Raw genomic sequence first — 15,229 nt, 5'->3', positions numbered from 1 at the left:
TATTAAGTACATAAAGAAAATTTGTTTTTATGAGAAGGGAGGAAAGATAGTGTTAGAAAGAATGTCATTTTTCGCGAAATTGTGCAAAGTTGATGAAAATCCAGAACTAGGGATGTGGTTACTTTATGGAACAATTATTATATTGAGTGCACTTGTATATAATTTAGGATTTGCAAGGAAGCTATCAGTGCTAAAAAATATAGTAATATACATATCTTTAGCAATTGGATGCACGGTATTAACTTTCTTTGCAGTTTTTTTACCAGTTGGAGAGGGGCTCGTTGTAGCGGCGATTGTACTTGGAATTTATAGATTACGTTTACGTCAAGCGAAACAACAAAAAGCAGGGTGAAAAGGGGGAGTTTCATGCGCTCGGTACAAGATGCACTATATAATTGGTTAACAATTAAAACTGTTGCGGAAGCGCGTCCAGATGATAGCGCTGCACAAGAAACGTATGTATTATTTCGAAATATGATATATGAAGAGCATAAATTACGAAATGTAGAAGTGGAAAAGAACGAGGAAATGTATTTAATTACATATGAAATTGATGGAGAAATAAGGTGTGCAAGATTTCCAGTAGAAGCAATTGATTGTTTTTTGGATCAGATGAATCGTGAACCAGAAAAATATAAATAAGTCCTTATCTATATGATTAAGGACTTATTTACGGTTTACCAATCGTCTTCTACTTTTTTATCACGATATAATCGGAAATTACCACTTGCATGGCGTTCCGTAGTACGCTCTGCAATGCGTTCCGTACATTCCATGCACATATATGTATGAATAGGGCGATTACGCAGTTTTTTTGCCATAGGATTTTCGTCATCTAACATATCTTTTTTATCACAAATCATACATCTGACTCTCATTTCGTCACCTCAATACGAATTCTATCAGTATAAGTATATCATGGAAGCATAATGTTTTTGAATAATAGCGGGAAAAAATAATATTTTCGCAATTCGAAAAATAGGTTATGATAAGGATATATAAATAATATTTGGAGGTGGAAATATGGCGAATGTAGTTGAGCCTACATTGACAGGTGATTTAGTACAATCTTTGCGTAAAGAGTGTATCGTTATGATAGCAACAACAGATTTCGAAAAACAAATTCCTAACGTAAGTGCTATTTCTTGGGTATATGCAGTGAGTGAAACTAGTATTCGATTTGCGGTAGATCAACGCTCACGTATTGTGGGGAATATACGGCATAGTGCAGGGGTTGTATTGACTATAATGGCGAATGAATCCGTATTTTCCATAAGTGGTGAAAGTGAAATTTTAACAGATAGAATGGAAGGGATTCCTCTAAAATTAACGGTAGTAGAAGTGAATGTACAAGAAGTTCGAGATGTTATGTTTTATGGTGCGAAACTTGCTACTGAACCAACATATGAAAAAACATATGATCTTCGAGCAGCTAAAAAGCTTGATAACCAAGTATTAGTAGGAATGAAAGAATTATAAAGAAGATGAATAGGAACATCGTTCATAAACTTTTACAAGTGAGTATTGTGATTTAATGTGAAAAATTATAATAAAAAGTAATATATTGAATAGAAATGAATAAAAAATAAAGAAAAGGTTTAATTTCTATGAGTTTCGATTCTACCTCGTTTTTACGGTACATATAATTATAACAATGGTTCGTCCATATTTTATGGATGAAACCCTTGTTCTACAAATTTAAAAGTGGAGTCAGGGGGTAACAGGTTGGATAAAATTTATGTGTTAGATACGAATGTACTTTTGCAGGATCCTTTATCTATTTTTTCATTTGCAACAAATGAAGTAGTGATTCCAGCAGTTGTATTAGAAGAGGTTGATTCGAAAAAACGTTATATGGATGAAGTAGGACGGAATGCTCGCTATGTATCTAAGTTAATCGACAAATTTCGCGAAATAGGAAAGCTACATGAAAGTATTCCGTTAGAAAACGGCGGTACATTTCGTATTGAATTAAATCATCGCTCATTTGTTCAACTGCAAGATATTTTTGTAGAAAAAACAAATGATAATCGAATTTTAGCGGTAGCGAAAAACCTCTCTTTAGAAGAACAAGAAAAAGAGGACGGGAAATCAGTTATTTTAGTAAGTAAAGATGTACTCGTAAGGGTAAAAGCTGATGCAATCGGATTGCAGGCCGAAGATTATTTAAGTGACCGAGTAATCGAAGTGGAAAATATATATTCAGGATTTTTAGAAGGGTATATATCAAAAGAACAGTTAGATTATTTTTATGAAAAAGGTGAACTGCCTTTATCTGAAATCGCAAATCATCCTTTTTATCCAAATCAGTTTGTTGTAATGAAAGATGCACTAGGGGGTTCTAGTTCTGCACTTGGGATTGTGGATCATTTAGGTAAGAAGGTAAAAAAACTTATTTTTCACAATGAACAAGTGTGGGGGATACGCCCACGAAACGTGCAGCAAATTATGGGATTAGAATTGCTACTTCGGGAAGATATTCCACTTGTAACGTTAACAGGGAAAGCCGGTACAGGAAAAACGTTACTTGCATTAGCTTCGGGACTAATGCAAACGGAAGATTTAGGGTTATATAAAAAACTACTTGTCGCGAGACCAATTGTACCGGTAGGGAAAGATATAGGCTATTTACCAGGAGAGAAAGAGGAAAAATTAAGACCGTGGATGCAGCCGATTTTTGATAATCTAGAGTATTTATTCAATACGAAAAAGCCTGGGGAGCTAGATGCTATTTTAGCTGGGATGGGTTCGATTGAAGTAGAAGCGCTTACCTATATACGCGGGAGAAGTATTCCAGACCAATTCATTATAATTGACGAGGCACAAAATTTAACGAAGCATGAAGTAAAGACGATATTAACAAGGGTAGGCGAAAAAAGTAAGATTGTATTAATGGGGGATCCTCAGCAAATTGATCACCCGTATTTAGATGAATATAATAACGGTTTAACATATGTTGTAGAGAAGTTTAAAGAACAACGTATTAGTGGTCATGTAAAGTTTGTTAAAGGAGAGCGTTCTAATTTAGCACAACTAGCAGCGGATTTATTATAAAAAGGAGTGAGCTTAAGCTCACCCCTTTTTTGCCTTTTAATTATACAATTTAAATGATTGTAAATTTACGGATGTTACGAATCGGATTTTGTCTATTAGATCCATCATGGAAATATAGATGAACAGGCCCGTCTTCTCGTAATGGTTTACCTTCTTTTGAAAAACCGAGAATAGCTTTATGGGCTGTTTCTAACGGAAGTGTAATTGTATTGTCTGTGGTTTCAATTTCGACATGAGTAGCATCTTCTAAAATTTCAGCATTTTTTAGAAATGGATGAAGTGGTATGCCAAATGTCCCGTTAATAAGCTGTTCTTTTTTATATTTCTTTACACTTTGTTGTATTGGCGGGAAGGCAGCACCATCACGGATTTCGCGATCCCAATGCTCTGAAGTATGTTTTAAGTATGTTTCTAATTCGGATGATTCTTCTCTAGTTTCATCAAAGTAGGTTGTCAAATCTATTTTTCGATCATCGAAAATCCATACAGTTGGATCGATAGTGATTGAAAAACGAACTTTTCCATTAATAAATAAAATTTCGCTCATTGTTGTTCCCCCATTTGTGTTATACTCCCACTTTTCAGTATAATAGTATTAGACACTGTTGTCACAAAAAATGTTTCTATTGCAATTTATTAAAACTATCGCTAATATTAATAGATATGAGAGAGTAGGACGGAAACGGAGGGAATCAATTTGGCGTCTGAGACAGTATCAAATCATCAGGAAAAGGCACTAGCCCTTCTACAAGCGGATGCAGAGAAGATTTTAAGACTTATTAAGGTACAAATGGACAATCTTACAATGCCGCAATGTCCATTATATGAAGAAGTTTTAGACACACAAATGTTTGGACTATCCCGCGAGGTCGATTTTGCGGTTCGCCTTGGTCTTATTGCAGAAGAACAAGGGAAAGCAATGTTAGGAGAGCTTGAACGTGAGTTGTCTGCACTTCATGAAGCATTTACAAACAAACAACAATAACGGGTTCAAATAAGGGGGCTCAAACTGAAATAGTTTGGGCTTTTTATTTATATAATAAAGAAGGAAGAACCTATATACATATGGAATACAACAATAATTAAATTGAAACAGAAAGAGGAAATGAAATGAAAAAAGTATGGAAATCGATGGATTATTCCTTATTACTTCCTCTTGTTATCTTATGTGTGTTGGGAGTTATAATGGTATATAGTTCTAGTTCCATTGTTGCGATTTCGAGGCATAACTGGCCAGCAAATTACTTTTTTAAAAAACAATTAATTGCTTTAGCTATTGGAACGATAATGTTAGCGATTATCGTTGCCATTCCTTATAAGTTGTGGAGAAAGAGAATAGTTTTAATCGCAATGGGAATAGGGAGTATTGGTCTACTAGCAGCAGCCTTGCTTTTCGGTAAGGACGTAAATGGTGCAAAAGGATGGATATTAGGTATACAACCAGCTGAGTTTGTGAAAATAACGGTTATTATTACGTTAGCAAACTTTTTTGCTAAGAAACAAGAAACGCAAACAGCTTTTGTACAAGGGATAATTCCTCCTCTAGCTGTTGTCGGTGGAGCGATGGGATTAATTTTACTTCAAAATGACTTAGGTACCGATATACTAATAGGTGGAACTGTACTGATTATGTTCTTTTGTTCAGGAGTTAATGTTAATTTAAGTATAAAGCGATTCCTCTTAACATCTATAATATGGATTCCAGCGTTATATTTTATTGGGAACTATAAGTTAAGTTCGTACCAAAAAGCTCGGTTTTCAGTTTTTCTTGATCCATTTAATGATCCTCAGAATGATGGATTCCAATTAATAAATTCTTTTATTGGAATTGCTTCAGGAGAGCTAAATGGTCGAGGGTTAGGGAACAGTGTGCAAAAATATGGATACTTACCAGAACCGCAAACAGATTTTATTATGGCAATTATATCTGAAGAGCTCGGATTTATAGGCGTAGCTGTCATTTTAATCTGTTTACTACTTATTATTATTCGGGCATTTAGAGTTGCACAAAAGTGTAAAGATCCATTTGGAAGTTTAATAGCAATTGGAATTGCAAGTTTGTTTGGAGTTCAAACTTTTGTTAATGTCGGTGGTATGTCTGGGTTAATACCGCTTACAGGGGTACCATTACCGTTTGTAAGTTATGGTGGTAGTTCTTTATTGGCTAATTTACTTGCAATGGGTATACTGTTAAATATTGCTAGTTATGTAAAACGACAAGAGAAATTACAGAATGAAATGAATACAGAAATAGGGCAAGGTGGACCACATCTTGTTGTTGTAAAATAAAAAACACATTGAGCTCTAGAGTTCAATGTGTTTTTTATTTTGTTATGTTTTAAATGTGATACAACATTGATTGTTTTAAAACGAAAAGTATATTACATTCAAGTTAATGTGATATACAATATTGTTGTTAGAAAAGGAAGAGGTATGCTATACTATTTTTGTGAAACAAATTGATCAGAAAACTTATCATTTGTTGAAAAATAAGGTATGATGGATAAAAATAAAGTGAAGCTTTCTAAGTATAATATAATGTAGAAAGTGAAGAACTTCACGCTCTTTAGAGTGTGTATGTATTTTATCTCTAGAGTGGTAGGAAAATAGAGGGGGAAAATCATGACAAAGCTGCAACGTATTCAAAAAGTATTGGTAGCTAACCGTGGAGAGATAGCAATTCGTGTGTTCCGAGCATGTTCAGAACTTGGATTAAACACAGTTGCGATCTATTCTAAAGAGGATAGCGGTTCTTATCATCGCTATAAAGCCGATGAGTCCTATTTAGTTGGGGAAGGGAAAAAGCCAATTGATGCTTATCTAGATATTGAAGGCATTATTGAGATTGCGAAAAGTAATCATGTAGATGCAATCCACCCTGGATATGGTTTCTTGTCAGAAAATATTCAATTTGCAAAACGTTGTGAAGAAGAAGGGATTATCTTTATCGGTCCAAAAAGTAAGCATTTAGACATGTTTGGAGATAAAGTTAAAGCAAGAACACAAGCGCAGCTAGCACAAATTCCAATTATTCCTGGTAGTGATGGTCCAGTAAATTCAATAGAAGAAGTTGAAGAATTTGCTGAAAAGTATGATTACCCGATTATTATTAAAGCATCCCTTGGTGGCGGCGGTCGCGGTATGCGTATTGTACGTGCTAGTGAAGAGTTAAGAGAATCGTATAATCGCGCGAAATCAGAAGCAAAAGCAGCCTTTGGTAATGATGAAGTGTACGTTGAAAAATTCGTTGAAAAACCTAAACATATAGAAGTACAAATTTTAGCAGATGAAGAAGGTAATGTTGTTCATTTGTATGAGCGTGATTGCTCTGTACAACGACGCCATCAAAAAGTAGTTGAAATTGCACCGAGCGTGTCGCTTTCAGATGATTTGCGTCAGCGTATTTGTGATGCTGCAGTAAAGTTAACGAAAAATGTAAATTATTTAAATGCTGGAACGGTAGAATTCCTTGTAAAAGGTGATGAGTTTTACTTCATTGAAGTAAACCCACGTGTTCAAGTTGAACATACGATTACAGAGATGATTACAGGAGTGGATATCGTTCAATCGCAAATTTTAATAGCTGATGGACATGCATTACATAGCAAAATGGTAGGTGTTCCTAAGCAAGAGGAAGTGGTTGTGCATGGATTTGCAATCCAATCTCGTGTAACGACAGAAGACCCACTTAATAACTTTATGCCTGATACAGGAAAGATTATGGCGTACCGATCAGGCGGTGGTTTTGGTGTTCGTCTTGATACAGGTAATAGTTTCCAAGGTGCAGTTATTACACCGTACTACGATTCTTTACTTGTAAAAGTTACTACTTGGGCACTTACTTTTGAACAAGCCGCTGCAAAAATGGAACGTAACTTAAAAGAATTCCGTATTCGTGGTATTAAAACAAATATTCCATTCCTAGAGAATGTAGTAAAACATAAAAACTTCTTATCAGGAGAATATGACACTTCATTTATTGACGCGTCACCTGAACTATTCTTGTTCCCGAAACGTAAAGACCGCGGAACAAAAATGTTAAATTATATTGGTACAGTAACAGTAAATGGCTTCCCTGGAGTAGGGAAAAAAGAGAAACCAATTTTCCCAGATGCTCGTATACCAAATGTGATACACTCAGAGCCAATGCAAAATGGAACGAAACAAATTTTGGATGAGCGTGGAGCGGATGGATTAGTAAAGTGGGTACAAGATCAAAAGCGTGTGCTTTTAACGGATACAACATTCCGTGATGCACATCAGTCATTACTTGCAACTCGTGTTCGTACAAAAGATTTACATCACATTGCAGAGCCGACAGCGAGAATGTTACCAAACTTATTCTCAGCAGAAATGTGGGGCGGTGCAACGTTTGATGTTGCGTATCGTTTCTTGAAAGAAGATCCATGGGAACGATTACTAGATCTTCGTGAAAAAATGCCAAACGTTTTATTCCAAATGTTACTTCGCTCTTCAAACGCAGTAGGTTACAAAAACTATCCAGATAATTTAATTCAAAAATTTGTGGAATGTTCCGCGCAAGCTGGAATTGATGTGTTCCGTATTTTTGATAGCTTAAACTGGGTAGAAGGCATGAGAGTTGCAATTGATGCTGTACGAGATACTGGTAAAATTGCAGAAGCAACAATGTGTTACACAGGAGACATTCATGATCCGTTACGTAGTAAATACGATTTAAATTATTATAAAAACTTAGCAAAAGAGTTGGAAGCATCAGGAGCTCATATTTTAGGAATTAAAGATATGGCGGGCTTATTAAAGCCAAACGCAGCATATGATTTAGTTTCAGCACTAAAAGAGACGGTGTCGATTCCAATTCACCTGCATACACACGATACGAGCGGAAATGGTATTTTAACGTATACGAAGGCAATTGAAGCAGGTGTTGATATTGTCGATGTAGCGGTGAGTTCAATGGCTGGTCAAACGTCACAACCAAGTGCGAATACACTATACTATGCGTTAGGTGGAAACGAAAGACAGCCAGATGTTAATATAGACTCATTAGAAAAACTATCTCATTATTGGGAAGATGTACGAAAATATTATGCTCCATTTGAAAGTGGTATGAATGCTCCTCACACAGAGGTATATATGCATGAAATGCCGGGTGGACAGTATAGTAATCTTCAACAACAAGCAAAAGCGGTTGGCTTAGGAGATCGCTTTGATGAAGTTAAAGTGATGTATCGCCGTGTTAATGATATGTTTGGCGACATTGTAAAAGTAACACCATCATCTAAAGTTGTCGGTGATATGGCATTATTTATGGTTCAAAATCACCTAACAGAACAAGATATTTTAGAACGTGGACATGCTATGGACTTCCCAGGATCTGTTGTTGAAATGTTCTCTGGAGATTTAGGACAACCATATGGTGGTTTCCCGAAAGAATTACAAAAAATTATTTTAAAAGGGAAAGAGCCATTAACAGTAAGACCGGGTGAATTATTAGAACCAGTAGATTTCGATGCTTTAAAAGAAGAGTTATTCCACAAACTTGGACGCGAAGTAACAATTTTTGATGTAGTCGCATATGCATTGTATCCAAAAGTATTTATGGACTACGAAAAAGTTGCTGGGATTTATGGAAATGTATCTGTGCTTGATACACCGACATTCTTCTATGGTATGAGACTTGGTGAAGAAATTGATGTGGAAATCGAGCAAGGTAAAACATTGATGGTTAAACTAGTTTCCATTGGGGAGCCACAGCCAGATGGAAATCGTGTGCTTTACCTGGAGTTTAATGGACAACCGCGTGAAATCGTAGTGAAAGATGAAAACGTGAAATCAACTGTTGCACAGCGTGTGAAGGGGAATCGTGAAAATCCAAATCATATTAGCGCAACGATGCCGGGAACTGTTATTAAAGTAGTTGTAAAAGAAGGCGATGAAGTGAAAAAAGGTGATTCCATGGCAATTACAGAAGCTATGAAAATGGAAACGACGGTTCAAGCGCCATTTAGTGGTAAAGTGAAAAAAGTATATGTAAATGATGGGGATGCAATTCAAACGGGAGATTTACTCATTGAATTAGATCATTAAAATAAAGAAAAAGAGCTGTGCGAAAGCAGCTCTTTTTTGTGTGTAAATAATACCTTGCCGAATTGGCAAGGTATTAAAGTTTTACTTTATTTTGTTTGCTTAGAAGTTGATTCAGTTTCTTTTGCATTGACTGTACTTCTTGTACCTATCATAACTAAATAGCATAGTACAGCAAACAGGCAAGAAATGAAGAGCGAATGTAATAATGCCATTGCTAAACTAGCATTTGTAAATACGACCAAAATCCCTACTATAGCTTGAAGTGTAACAAGGATAAATGAAATAATCCATCCCCAGTATACTACACGCTGCTGCTTGTAATGGCGAATAGCAATAATCATCGCATATAGTATCCAAGCGAAAATTAACATCGCTGCAACTCTATGTCCCATTTGAACCCACTCATGTAGTTGAGTTGGCATAGGTCTATTTTTGCTACATAAAGGGAAGTCTGGACAGGCTAAGGTAGCTCGTTCGTGACGTACTAAAGCTCCTGTGTAGACAACGATATAACTGTAAATTGTTACACCATAAATATGAAATTTCATTTTTTTGTCCATAATAAGTGAACGCGCATCAAATTTCTGATCAATTTCAAAAATAAGACACGTTAACAAGATGACAGAAGCAAATGAAATTAAGGAAATACCGAAATGAATAGCTAATACAGCAGGCATTTGACCCCAAACAACCGCCGCCGCCCCCATTAATGCTTGTGCAACTAAAAATACGAAGGATAAAATTGCTAACGTCTTTGTTTCGCGCACATGTTTATAATATTTCCAGGACAAGATACAAAGAAGAGTAACAAGGATTCCTGCTGATCCAGATGTTAAGCGGTGACTTAGCTCAATAATAGTCTCCATTGATAAATTAGATGGAACAAATTCACCGTTACAAAGAGGCCATGATTTGCCGCATCCTTGGCCTGAACCCGTTTTTGTAACTAAAGCGCCTCCTAGTAAAACTACTAATAAATCGAGACTTGTAATGACTGCTAACCATTTAATAAAGCGTTGCAATCTCTTTCACCATCTTTCTGCTATGAAGTTATTACGAAATATTTTCATTCCATTATGTATAGAATAAAACGTGCTACAGTCCTATGATATATAAAAAATAATAAAATAGCAAAGAAATGGAGGGCGAGGACAACGTACGTATTATAAAGAAAAAAATGGGATTTAAAATACATATTTTAGGAGGAATCCAGGCTATTTTGAAAAGAAATGGGGAGAATACATGCTAAATATGACAAAATAGTTTATTATAGAAGATAACATCATGTTATGATAAGGATAAATTAGAATAAAGTTTTTTAATGTTCGACACAAAAAGTTCATGTTTTCTTCACAAAATGTTCGGGAAATGTGATTTAATATATTGGAGTATGGGCGTAGATTAGTAGTAGAATGAGTTAACAATATTTCTACTGTAATAATATTGCTATATAGAAGCGAAATATTTCACATGAAATATATGCTTAGAAAGATGATAGGTTTAAGAGGGGGTTAAAGTGATGAACCATGCAACAAGTGAGCTGCATGATGAGTCAGCTGTTTCAATTGTACCGGAAACAACTCGGTTACAAGATTTATCAGCGCTCGTTAAAATGGGGATTGTAAACTCAAATACACTTACTGTATTTACAGGATTTTGGTTGGCTTTACATTTTAATGGATTGAGTGTTATGGACAATCTAGATAAGTTATTTTTCACAATCGTTGGTTCGGCATTAATTATGGCAGGGGTATGTTGTTTAAATAACTACATTGACCGAGATATCGATCCATTAATGGAAAGAACAAAAAACCGTCCAACGGTAACAGGTAAATATAAACCTGGCTTTGCACTTGCATTTGGACTTGTAATTTTACTTCTTGGCTTTGCATTTTTATTACTTACTACACCGATGGCAGTGTTAATCTCATTTATTGGTGCCTTCACATATGTTGTTTTATATACGTTATGGACGAAGAGAAAATATACGTTAAATACTGTTGTAGGTAGTATATCAGGAGCAGTTCCACCTTTAATTGGATGGGCGGCAATTGATCCGTCTTTAAATCATCCAATTGCTTGGATGTTATTTTTAATTATGTTTATTTGGCAAATCCCACATTTCCTCGCATTAGCGATGAAGCGTGTTGATGAATATCGAAATGCAGGAATCCCAATGCTTCCTGTTGTACAGGGATTTGATATTACGAAACGTCAGATTATGATTTGGACAGTATGTTTATTACCACTACCATTTTATATGAGTGGACTTGGAATAACATTCATGGTAATTGCAACATTGCTTAACATCGGATGGATCGCATTAGGGCTTTATGGCTTCCGTCAGCAAGATGACATCAAGTGGTCCGTAAAAATGTTTGTTTATTCCCTGAATTACTTAACAATCTTATTTGTGTCAATGATTGTAGTTACATTCTTCTAAGACAACGACATGATTGGATTTCTTTACGTTGAGATTTACTTTACTTAACTATAAAGTACAATCTAATTCACAAAGAAAGTGGGGGTTGTTTGTATGAAGAAACAGTGGCGACTGCTTTCGTTCGTTTCACTGCTGGCTTTACTGTTAGGGGGATGCGGTAAAGCTTTTCAGTCTACTTTAATTCCGCAAGGGGAAGTAGCAAAAATGCAATATGATTTGCTCTTGCTAGCGAGTGCAATCATGGTAGGAGTAGTACTTGTAGTTACTATTATTTTCTTATATGTAATTGTGCGTTTCCGACAAAAAAAGGGTGAGGAAGATTATATTCCAGAGCAAGTTGAAGGAAATCACAAACTAGAAATTATATGGACAGTCATTCCGATTATTCTTTTGTTAATCTTGGCTGTTCCGACTGTTACATATACATTCAAGCTTGCTGATGTAAGTGCGATGGAGAAAAAGAATATTGATAAAGATACTATCGTTGTTGATGTAACAGCGAATCTTTATTGGTGGGAATTTTCTTATAAATCAGAAAAAATAGTAACTTCTCAAGATTTAGTTATCCCCACAGGTAAGAAAGTGTATTTGAATTTGAAGGGTGCCGATATTAAACATTCGTTTTGGGTTCCATCTTTAGCTGGGAAAATGGATACAAATACAGATAATGTAAACAAAATGTGGTTAAAGGCAGATAAATCGGGCACTTATAATGGTTTTTGTACAGAATTTTGTGGCCCATCACATTCTTTAATGCAGTTCAAAGTGAAAGCTCTGGATGAAAGCGAGTACAAAAAGTGGCTTGCTGACATGAAGAAGATTGATGGGAAAAAAGAAGTAGCTTCTACAAAGGCGCAAGAGGGTCAAGAAATATTTAATAAAAGCTGTATTGGTTGTCATGCAGTTGGATCAAATGATAGTAGACCACCTTCTGCTCGTATCGCACCGAACTTAGCAAACTTCTCAGATCGCGATATGGTTGCTGGTATTGCCGAAAATAATGAAGAGAACTTAAAAAAATGGCTCAAAGATCCTGAAAATATGAAACCAGGTAATAAAATGACTGGTAAATATGGCAACTTAACGGATGATCAAATTAATGCATTAAATGCATATTTACAAACGTTAAAGATTGAAAAATAAAGAGGGATCATTTGCGAAGGGGAGGTTGAAAACGTGAGTTCTGTAGCAAAAAAACAGGGGATGGGTGCTGTCATATGGGATTATTTAACGACAGTAGACCATAAAAAGATTGCCATTCTCTATTTAATTGCAGGTGGATTGTTTTTTGTAATAGGTGGAATAGAAGCACTATTTATTCGCCTGCAGTTAGCGATTCCTAACAATGCTTTTCTTGTTGGGGATGCTTATAATCAAGTATTAACGATGCACGGTACAACAATGATTTTCCTCGCAGCTATGCCACTCGTGTTTGCATTTATGAACGCCGCTGTACCACTTCAAATTGGAGCACGTGATGTGGCGTTCCCGTTTTTGAATTCGCTCGGATTTTGGTTATTTTTCTTTGGTGGATTATTTTTAAATTTAAGTTGGTTTTTAGGAGGAGCACCTGATGCAGGGTGGACATCGTATGCATCTTTAGCTTTAGCCTCTAAAGGACATGGTGTTGATTTTTATGTACTCGGCTTGCAAATATCAGGTATTGGTACATTAATTGGAGGTATTAACTTCCTTGTTACAATTATTAATATGCGCGCGCCAGGGATGACGTACATGCGCATGCCGATGTTTACATGGACAACATTTGTAACATCTTCACTTATTTTATTTGCATTTCCACCATTAACTGTAGGATTAGGACTTTTAATGTTAGATCGTTTATTTGGCACAAGTTTCTTTAATCCGGCACTAGGTGGGAACACGATTATATGGGAGCATTTATTCTGGATCTTCGGTCATCCGGAAGTATACATTCTTATACTCCCAGCTTTCGGAATATTCTCAGAAATCTTCGCCACATTTTCGAAAAAACGATTATTCGGTTATTCCTCTATGGTGTTCGCGACAGTATTAATAGGGTTTTTAGGATTTATGGTATGGGCGCATCATATGTTTACTGTTGGTCTTGGGCCTGTTGCAAATGCTATCTTCTCGGTTGCAACAATGGCGATTGCAGTTCCAACGGGTATTAAAATATTTAACTGGCTCTTTACAATGTGGGGTGGAAGTATTAGGTTTACAACACCAATGATGTGGGCGGTAGCTTTTATTCCATCCTTCGTTATGGGTGGAGTTACAGGTGTTATGCTTGCTTCTGCACCAGCTGATTATCAGTTTCATGATAACTATTTCGTAGTAGCACACTTTCATTATGTAATTGTTGGTGGTGTTGTATTTGGTTTACTTGCAGGTGCGCATTATTATTGGCCACTTATGTTTAATAAAGTATTAAATGAAACATTAGGTAAGATAACATTTTGGTTATTCTTTATCGGTTTCCATTTAACGTTCTTTATTCAGCATTTCCTAGGTCTAATCGGTATGCCGCGTCGTTACTACACATATCTTGAGGGCCAAGGGTTGGAAATGGGGAATATGATTAGTTCTATCGGAGCTGTGTTTATGGCTCTTGGAACGATTGTTCTTTTATTCAATGTAATAAAAACAACGGTATCAAAAGAGAAGGCTGGCCGTGATCCATGGGATGGACGTACATTAGAATGGACAATGCCAGCACCTACACCGGAATACAATTTTAAACAATTGCCATTTGTTCGCGGGTTAGATCCGTTTTGGATTGAAAAACGTGAAGGTAATAAAGAGATGACAGCAGCGGAACCGGCCGGTGATATTCATATGCCAAATGCTTCATTTTCACCATTTATCATTTCTCTAGGCTTATTCATAGCAGCATTCGGTGCGATGTATATGCAGGGTGGCAAAGATAAATTTTGGTTATTAGTAGCGATTATCGGTTTAATCATTACGTTTGGTACAATGTTCCTTCGTTCAGTAATTGATGATCATGGATATCATATTCATAAGGAAGATTTAGATGATAAGGGGGGCAAGGCGTAATGCATGTAGATGAGAAATTAACGAATGAAACATTTCCAGCAGAGCCTGAAAAAGCAACCCTTGAGGGGAAAAATAAGTTTGTTGGTTTTTGGTTATTTCTTGGAGGCGAAACAGTGTTGTTCGCTTCCTTATTTGGCACATATTTAGCGTTAAAGAACTCTACAAATGGTGGACCAACATCTCAAGAGATGTTTCAAATGCCACTCGTTTTCATTATGACGATGCTTTTGTTAACAAGTAGTTTAACGAGTGTATACGCAATGTATCATATGAAAAATTTTAACTTTAAGAAAATGCAACTTTGGTTACTTGTAACAGTGTTGCTTGGCTTAGGATTTTTGGGGTTTGAAATATATGAGTTTTATCATTATACGCATGAATTTAAGCATACTATGAGAAGTAGTGCGTTTGGTTCTGCATTTTATGCTCTTGTTGGTACACACGGGCTCCACGTGTTGTTTGGATTATGTTGGATTTTAACATTAATCTTTAGAAACGCGAAGAGAGGCTTAAATTTATACAACGCACCAAAGTTTTATGTTGCATCAATTTATTGGCACTTTATTGACGTAGTTTGGGTGTTTATTTTCACTGTAGTATATTTGATGGGAATGGTGGGATAAA

Annotated in this window: 14 protein-coding genes; 11 read left to right on the top strand and 3 right to left on the bottom strand. The window is 36.0% G+C overall.

Annotated features, from left to right (window positions below; all coding sequences use genetic code 11):
* Window positions 1-49: 49 nt before the first annotated feature.
* Together NSS97_RS20155 and NSS97_RS20150 are read left to right on the top strand one after the other, a co-directional pair.
* Window positions 50-352 carry a YlaH-like family protein gene (locus tag NSS97_RS20155; protein WP_000893662.1) on the top strand — a complete coding sequence of 101 codons (303 nt, stop codon included), beginning with the start codon at window positions 50-52 and terminating at the stop codon, window positions 350-352.
* A gap of 14 nt (window positions 353-366) precedes the next feature.
* On the top strand, window positions 367-642 hold the full coding sequence (locus NSS97_RS20150) for a hypothetical protein (RefSeq protein ID WP_002033723.1): 276 nt from the start codon (window positions 367-369) through the stop codon (window positions 640-642).
* A gap of 35 nt (window positions 643-677) precedes the next feature.
* On the opposite strand, the gene NSS97_RS20145 is transcribed toward NSS97_RS20150, so the two are convergent.
* A complete protein-coding gene (locus tag NSS97_RS20145) occupies window positions 678-878 on the bottom strand; it encodes a YlaI family protein (RefSeq protein ID WP_044442843.1) in 201 nt (66 codons plus the stop codon).
* Between the two features lie 145 nt (window positions 879-1,023).
* On the opposite strand from NSS97_RS20145, the gene NSS97_RS20140 reads away from it, so the two are divergent.
* Entirely contained in the window at window positions 1,024-1,479 is a 456-nt protein-coding gene (locus NSS97_RS20140; protein WP_002014791.1) for a pyridoxamine 5'-phosphate oxidase family protein, read from the top strand.
* A 246-nt stretch (window positions 1,480-1,725) separates the two neighbouring features.
* A complete protein-coding gene (locus tag NSS97_RS20135) occupies window positions 1,726-3,054 on the top strand; it encodes a PhoH family protein (protein WP_002088317.1) in 1,329 nt (442 codons plus the stop codon).
* A 49-nt stretch (window positions 3,055-3,103) separates the two neighbouring features.
* On the opposite strand, the gene NSS97_RS20130 is transcribed toward NSS97_RS20135, so the two are convergent.
* The gene (locus NSS97_RS20130) at window positions 3,104-3,601 is read right to left on the bottom strand and encodes a hypothetical protein (RefSeq protein ID WP_044442844.1); all 498 of its coding nucleotides are present in this window, start codon (window positions 3,599-3,601) and stop codon (window positions 3,104-3,106) included.
* A gap of 150 nt (window positions 3,602-3,751) precedes the next feature.
* Here NSS97_RS20130 and NSS97_RS20125 point away from each other — a divergent pair, with 150 nt between their 5' ends.
* The 3 genes from NSS97_RS20125 (at window position 3,752) to pyc (ending at window position 9,123) form a co-directional block, all read left to right on the top strand.
* Window positions 3,752-4,039: a YlaN family protein gene (locus tag NSS97_RS20125; RefSeq protein WP_000135698.1), complete on the top strand. Its 288-nt coding sequence runs from the start codon at window positions 3,752-3,754 to the stop codon at window positions 4,037-4,039.
* Window positions 4,040-4,164: 125 nt separating this feature from the next.
* Window positions 4,165-5,343 carry a putative lipid II flippase FtsW gene (gene ftsW, locus NSS97_RS20120; protein WP_044442845.1) on the top strand — a complete coding sequence of 393 codons (1,179 nt, stop codon included), beginning with the start codon at window positions 4,165-4,167 and terminating at the stop codon, window positions 5,341-5,343.
* A gap of 333 nt (window positions 5,344-5,676) precedes the next feature.
* Window positions 5,677-9,123: a pyruvate carboxylase gene (pyc, locus tag NSS97_RS20115; RefSeq protein ID WP_012261618.1), complete on the top strand. Its 3,447-nt coding sequence runs from the start codon at window positions 5,677-5,679 to the stop codon at window positions 9,121-9,123.
* A gap of 86 nt (window positions 9,124-9,209) precedes the next feature.
* Here the strand turns inward: pyc and ctaA are convergent, their stop codons facing one another.
* A complete protein-coding gene (gene ctaA / locus NSS97_RS20110; RefSeq protein WP_002014781.1) occupies window positions 9,210-10,145 on the bottom strand; it encodes a heme A synthase in 936 nt (311 codons plus the stop codon).
* A 497-nt stretch (window positions 10,146-10,642) separates the two neighbouring features.
* Between ctaA and cyoE the strand changes: the two genes are divergently transcribed.
* The 4 genes from cyoE to ctaE all read left to right on the top strand — a co-directional run bounded on the left by cyoE (window position 10,643) and on the right by ctaE (window position 15,228).
* Window positions 10,643-11,566, top strand: coding sequence for a heme o synthase (gene cyoE, locus NSS97_RS20105; RefSeq protein WP_002033731.1), 924 nt, complete (start codon window positions 10,643-10,645; stop codon window positions 11,564-11,566).
* Between the two features lie 93 nt (window positions 11,567-11,659).
* Entirely contained in the window at window positions 11,660-12,709 is a 1,050-nt protein-coding gene (gene coxB, locus NSS97_RS20100) for a cytochrome c oxidase subunit II (RefSeq protein WP_341113891.1), read from the top strand.
* Between the two features lie 60 nt (window positions 12,710-12,769).
* On the top strand, window positions 12,770-14,605 hold the full coding sequence (gene ctaD / locus NSS97_RS20095) for a cytochrome c oxidase subunit I (protein ID WP_176126945.1): 1,836 nt from the start codon (window positions 12,770-12,772) through the stop codon (window positions 14,603-14,605).
* Window positions 14,605-15,228: a cytochrome c oxidase subunit III gene (ctaE, locus tag NSS97_RS20090; RefSeq protein ID WP_000557861.1), complete on the top strand. Its 624-nt coding sequence runs from the start codon at window positions 14,605-14,607 to the stop codon at window positions 15,226-15,228. Before ctaD ends, ctaE begins: the two co-directional genes overlap by 1 nt.
* Window position 15,229: the final 1 nt, after the last annotated feature.

The sequence above is a fragment of the Bacillus sp. FSL R12-0074 genome (assembly GCF_038005725.1).
In the GTDB taxonomy this organism is placed as follows: Bacteria; Bacillota; Bacilli; order Bacillales; family Bacillaceae_G; genus Bacillus_A; species Bacillus_A mycoides.
Note: the sequence above shows the minus strand (reverse complement) of the source record. Positions and strands in the feature narration are given on the sequence as shown.

Excerpts from the sequence above, each read along its gene's own strand:
- NSS97_RS20150 (WP_002033723.1), top strand. The coding sequence starts at position 367 with ATGCGCTCGGTACAAGATGCACTATATAATTGGTTAACAATTAAAACT.
- NSS97_RS20145 (WP_044442843.1), bottom strand. The coding sequence starts at position 878 with ATGAGAGTCAGATGTATGATTTGTGATAAAAAAGATATGTTAGATGAC.
- NSS97_RS20140 (WP_002014791.1), top strand. The coding sequence starts at position 1,024 with ATGGCGAATGTAGTTGAGCCTACATTGACAGGTGATTTAGTACAATCT.
- NSS97_RS20130 (WP_044442844.1), bottom strand. The coding sequence starts at position 3,601 with ATGAGCGAAATTTTATTTATTAATGGAAAAGTTCGTTTTTCAATCACT.
- ftsW (WP_044442845.1), top strand. The coding sequence starts at position 4,165 with ATGAAAAAAGTATGGAAATCGATGGATTATTCCTTATTACTTCCTCTT.
- pyc (WP_012261618.1), top strand. The coding sequence starts at position 5,677 with ATGACAAAGCTGCAACGTATTCAAAAAGTATTGGTAGCTAACCGTGGA.
- cyoE (WP_002033731.1), top strand. The coding sequence starts at position 10,643 with ATGAACCATGCAACAAGTGAGCTGCATGATGAGTCAGCTGTTTCAATT.
- coxB (WP_341113891.1), top strand. The coding sequence starts at position 11,660 with ATGAAGAAACAGTGGCGACTGCTTTCGTTCGTTTCACTGCTGGCTTTA.
- ctaD (WP_176126945.1), top strand. The coding sequence starts at position 12,770 with ATGGGTGCTGTCATATGGGATTATTTAACGACAGTAGACCATAAAAAG.
- ctaE (WP_000557861.1), top strand. The coding sequence starts at position 14,605 with ATGCATGTAGATGAGAAATTAACGAATGAAACATTTCCAGCAGAGCCT.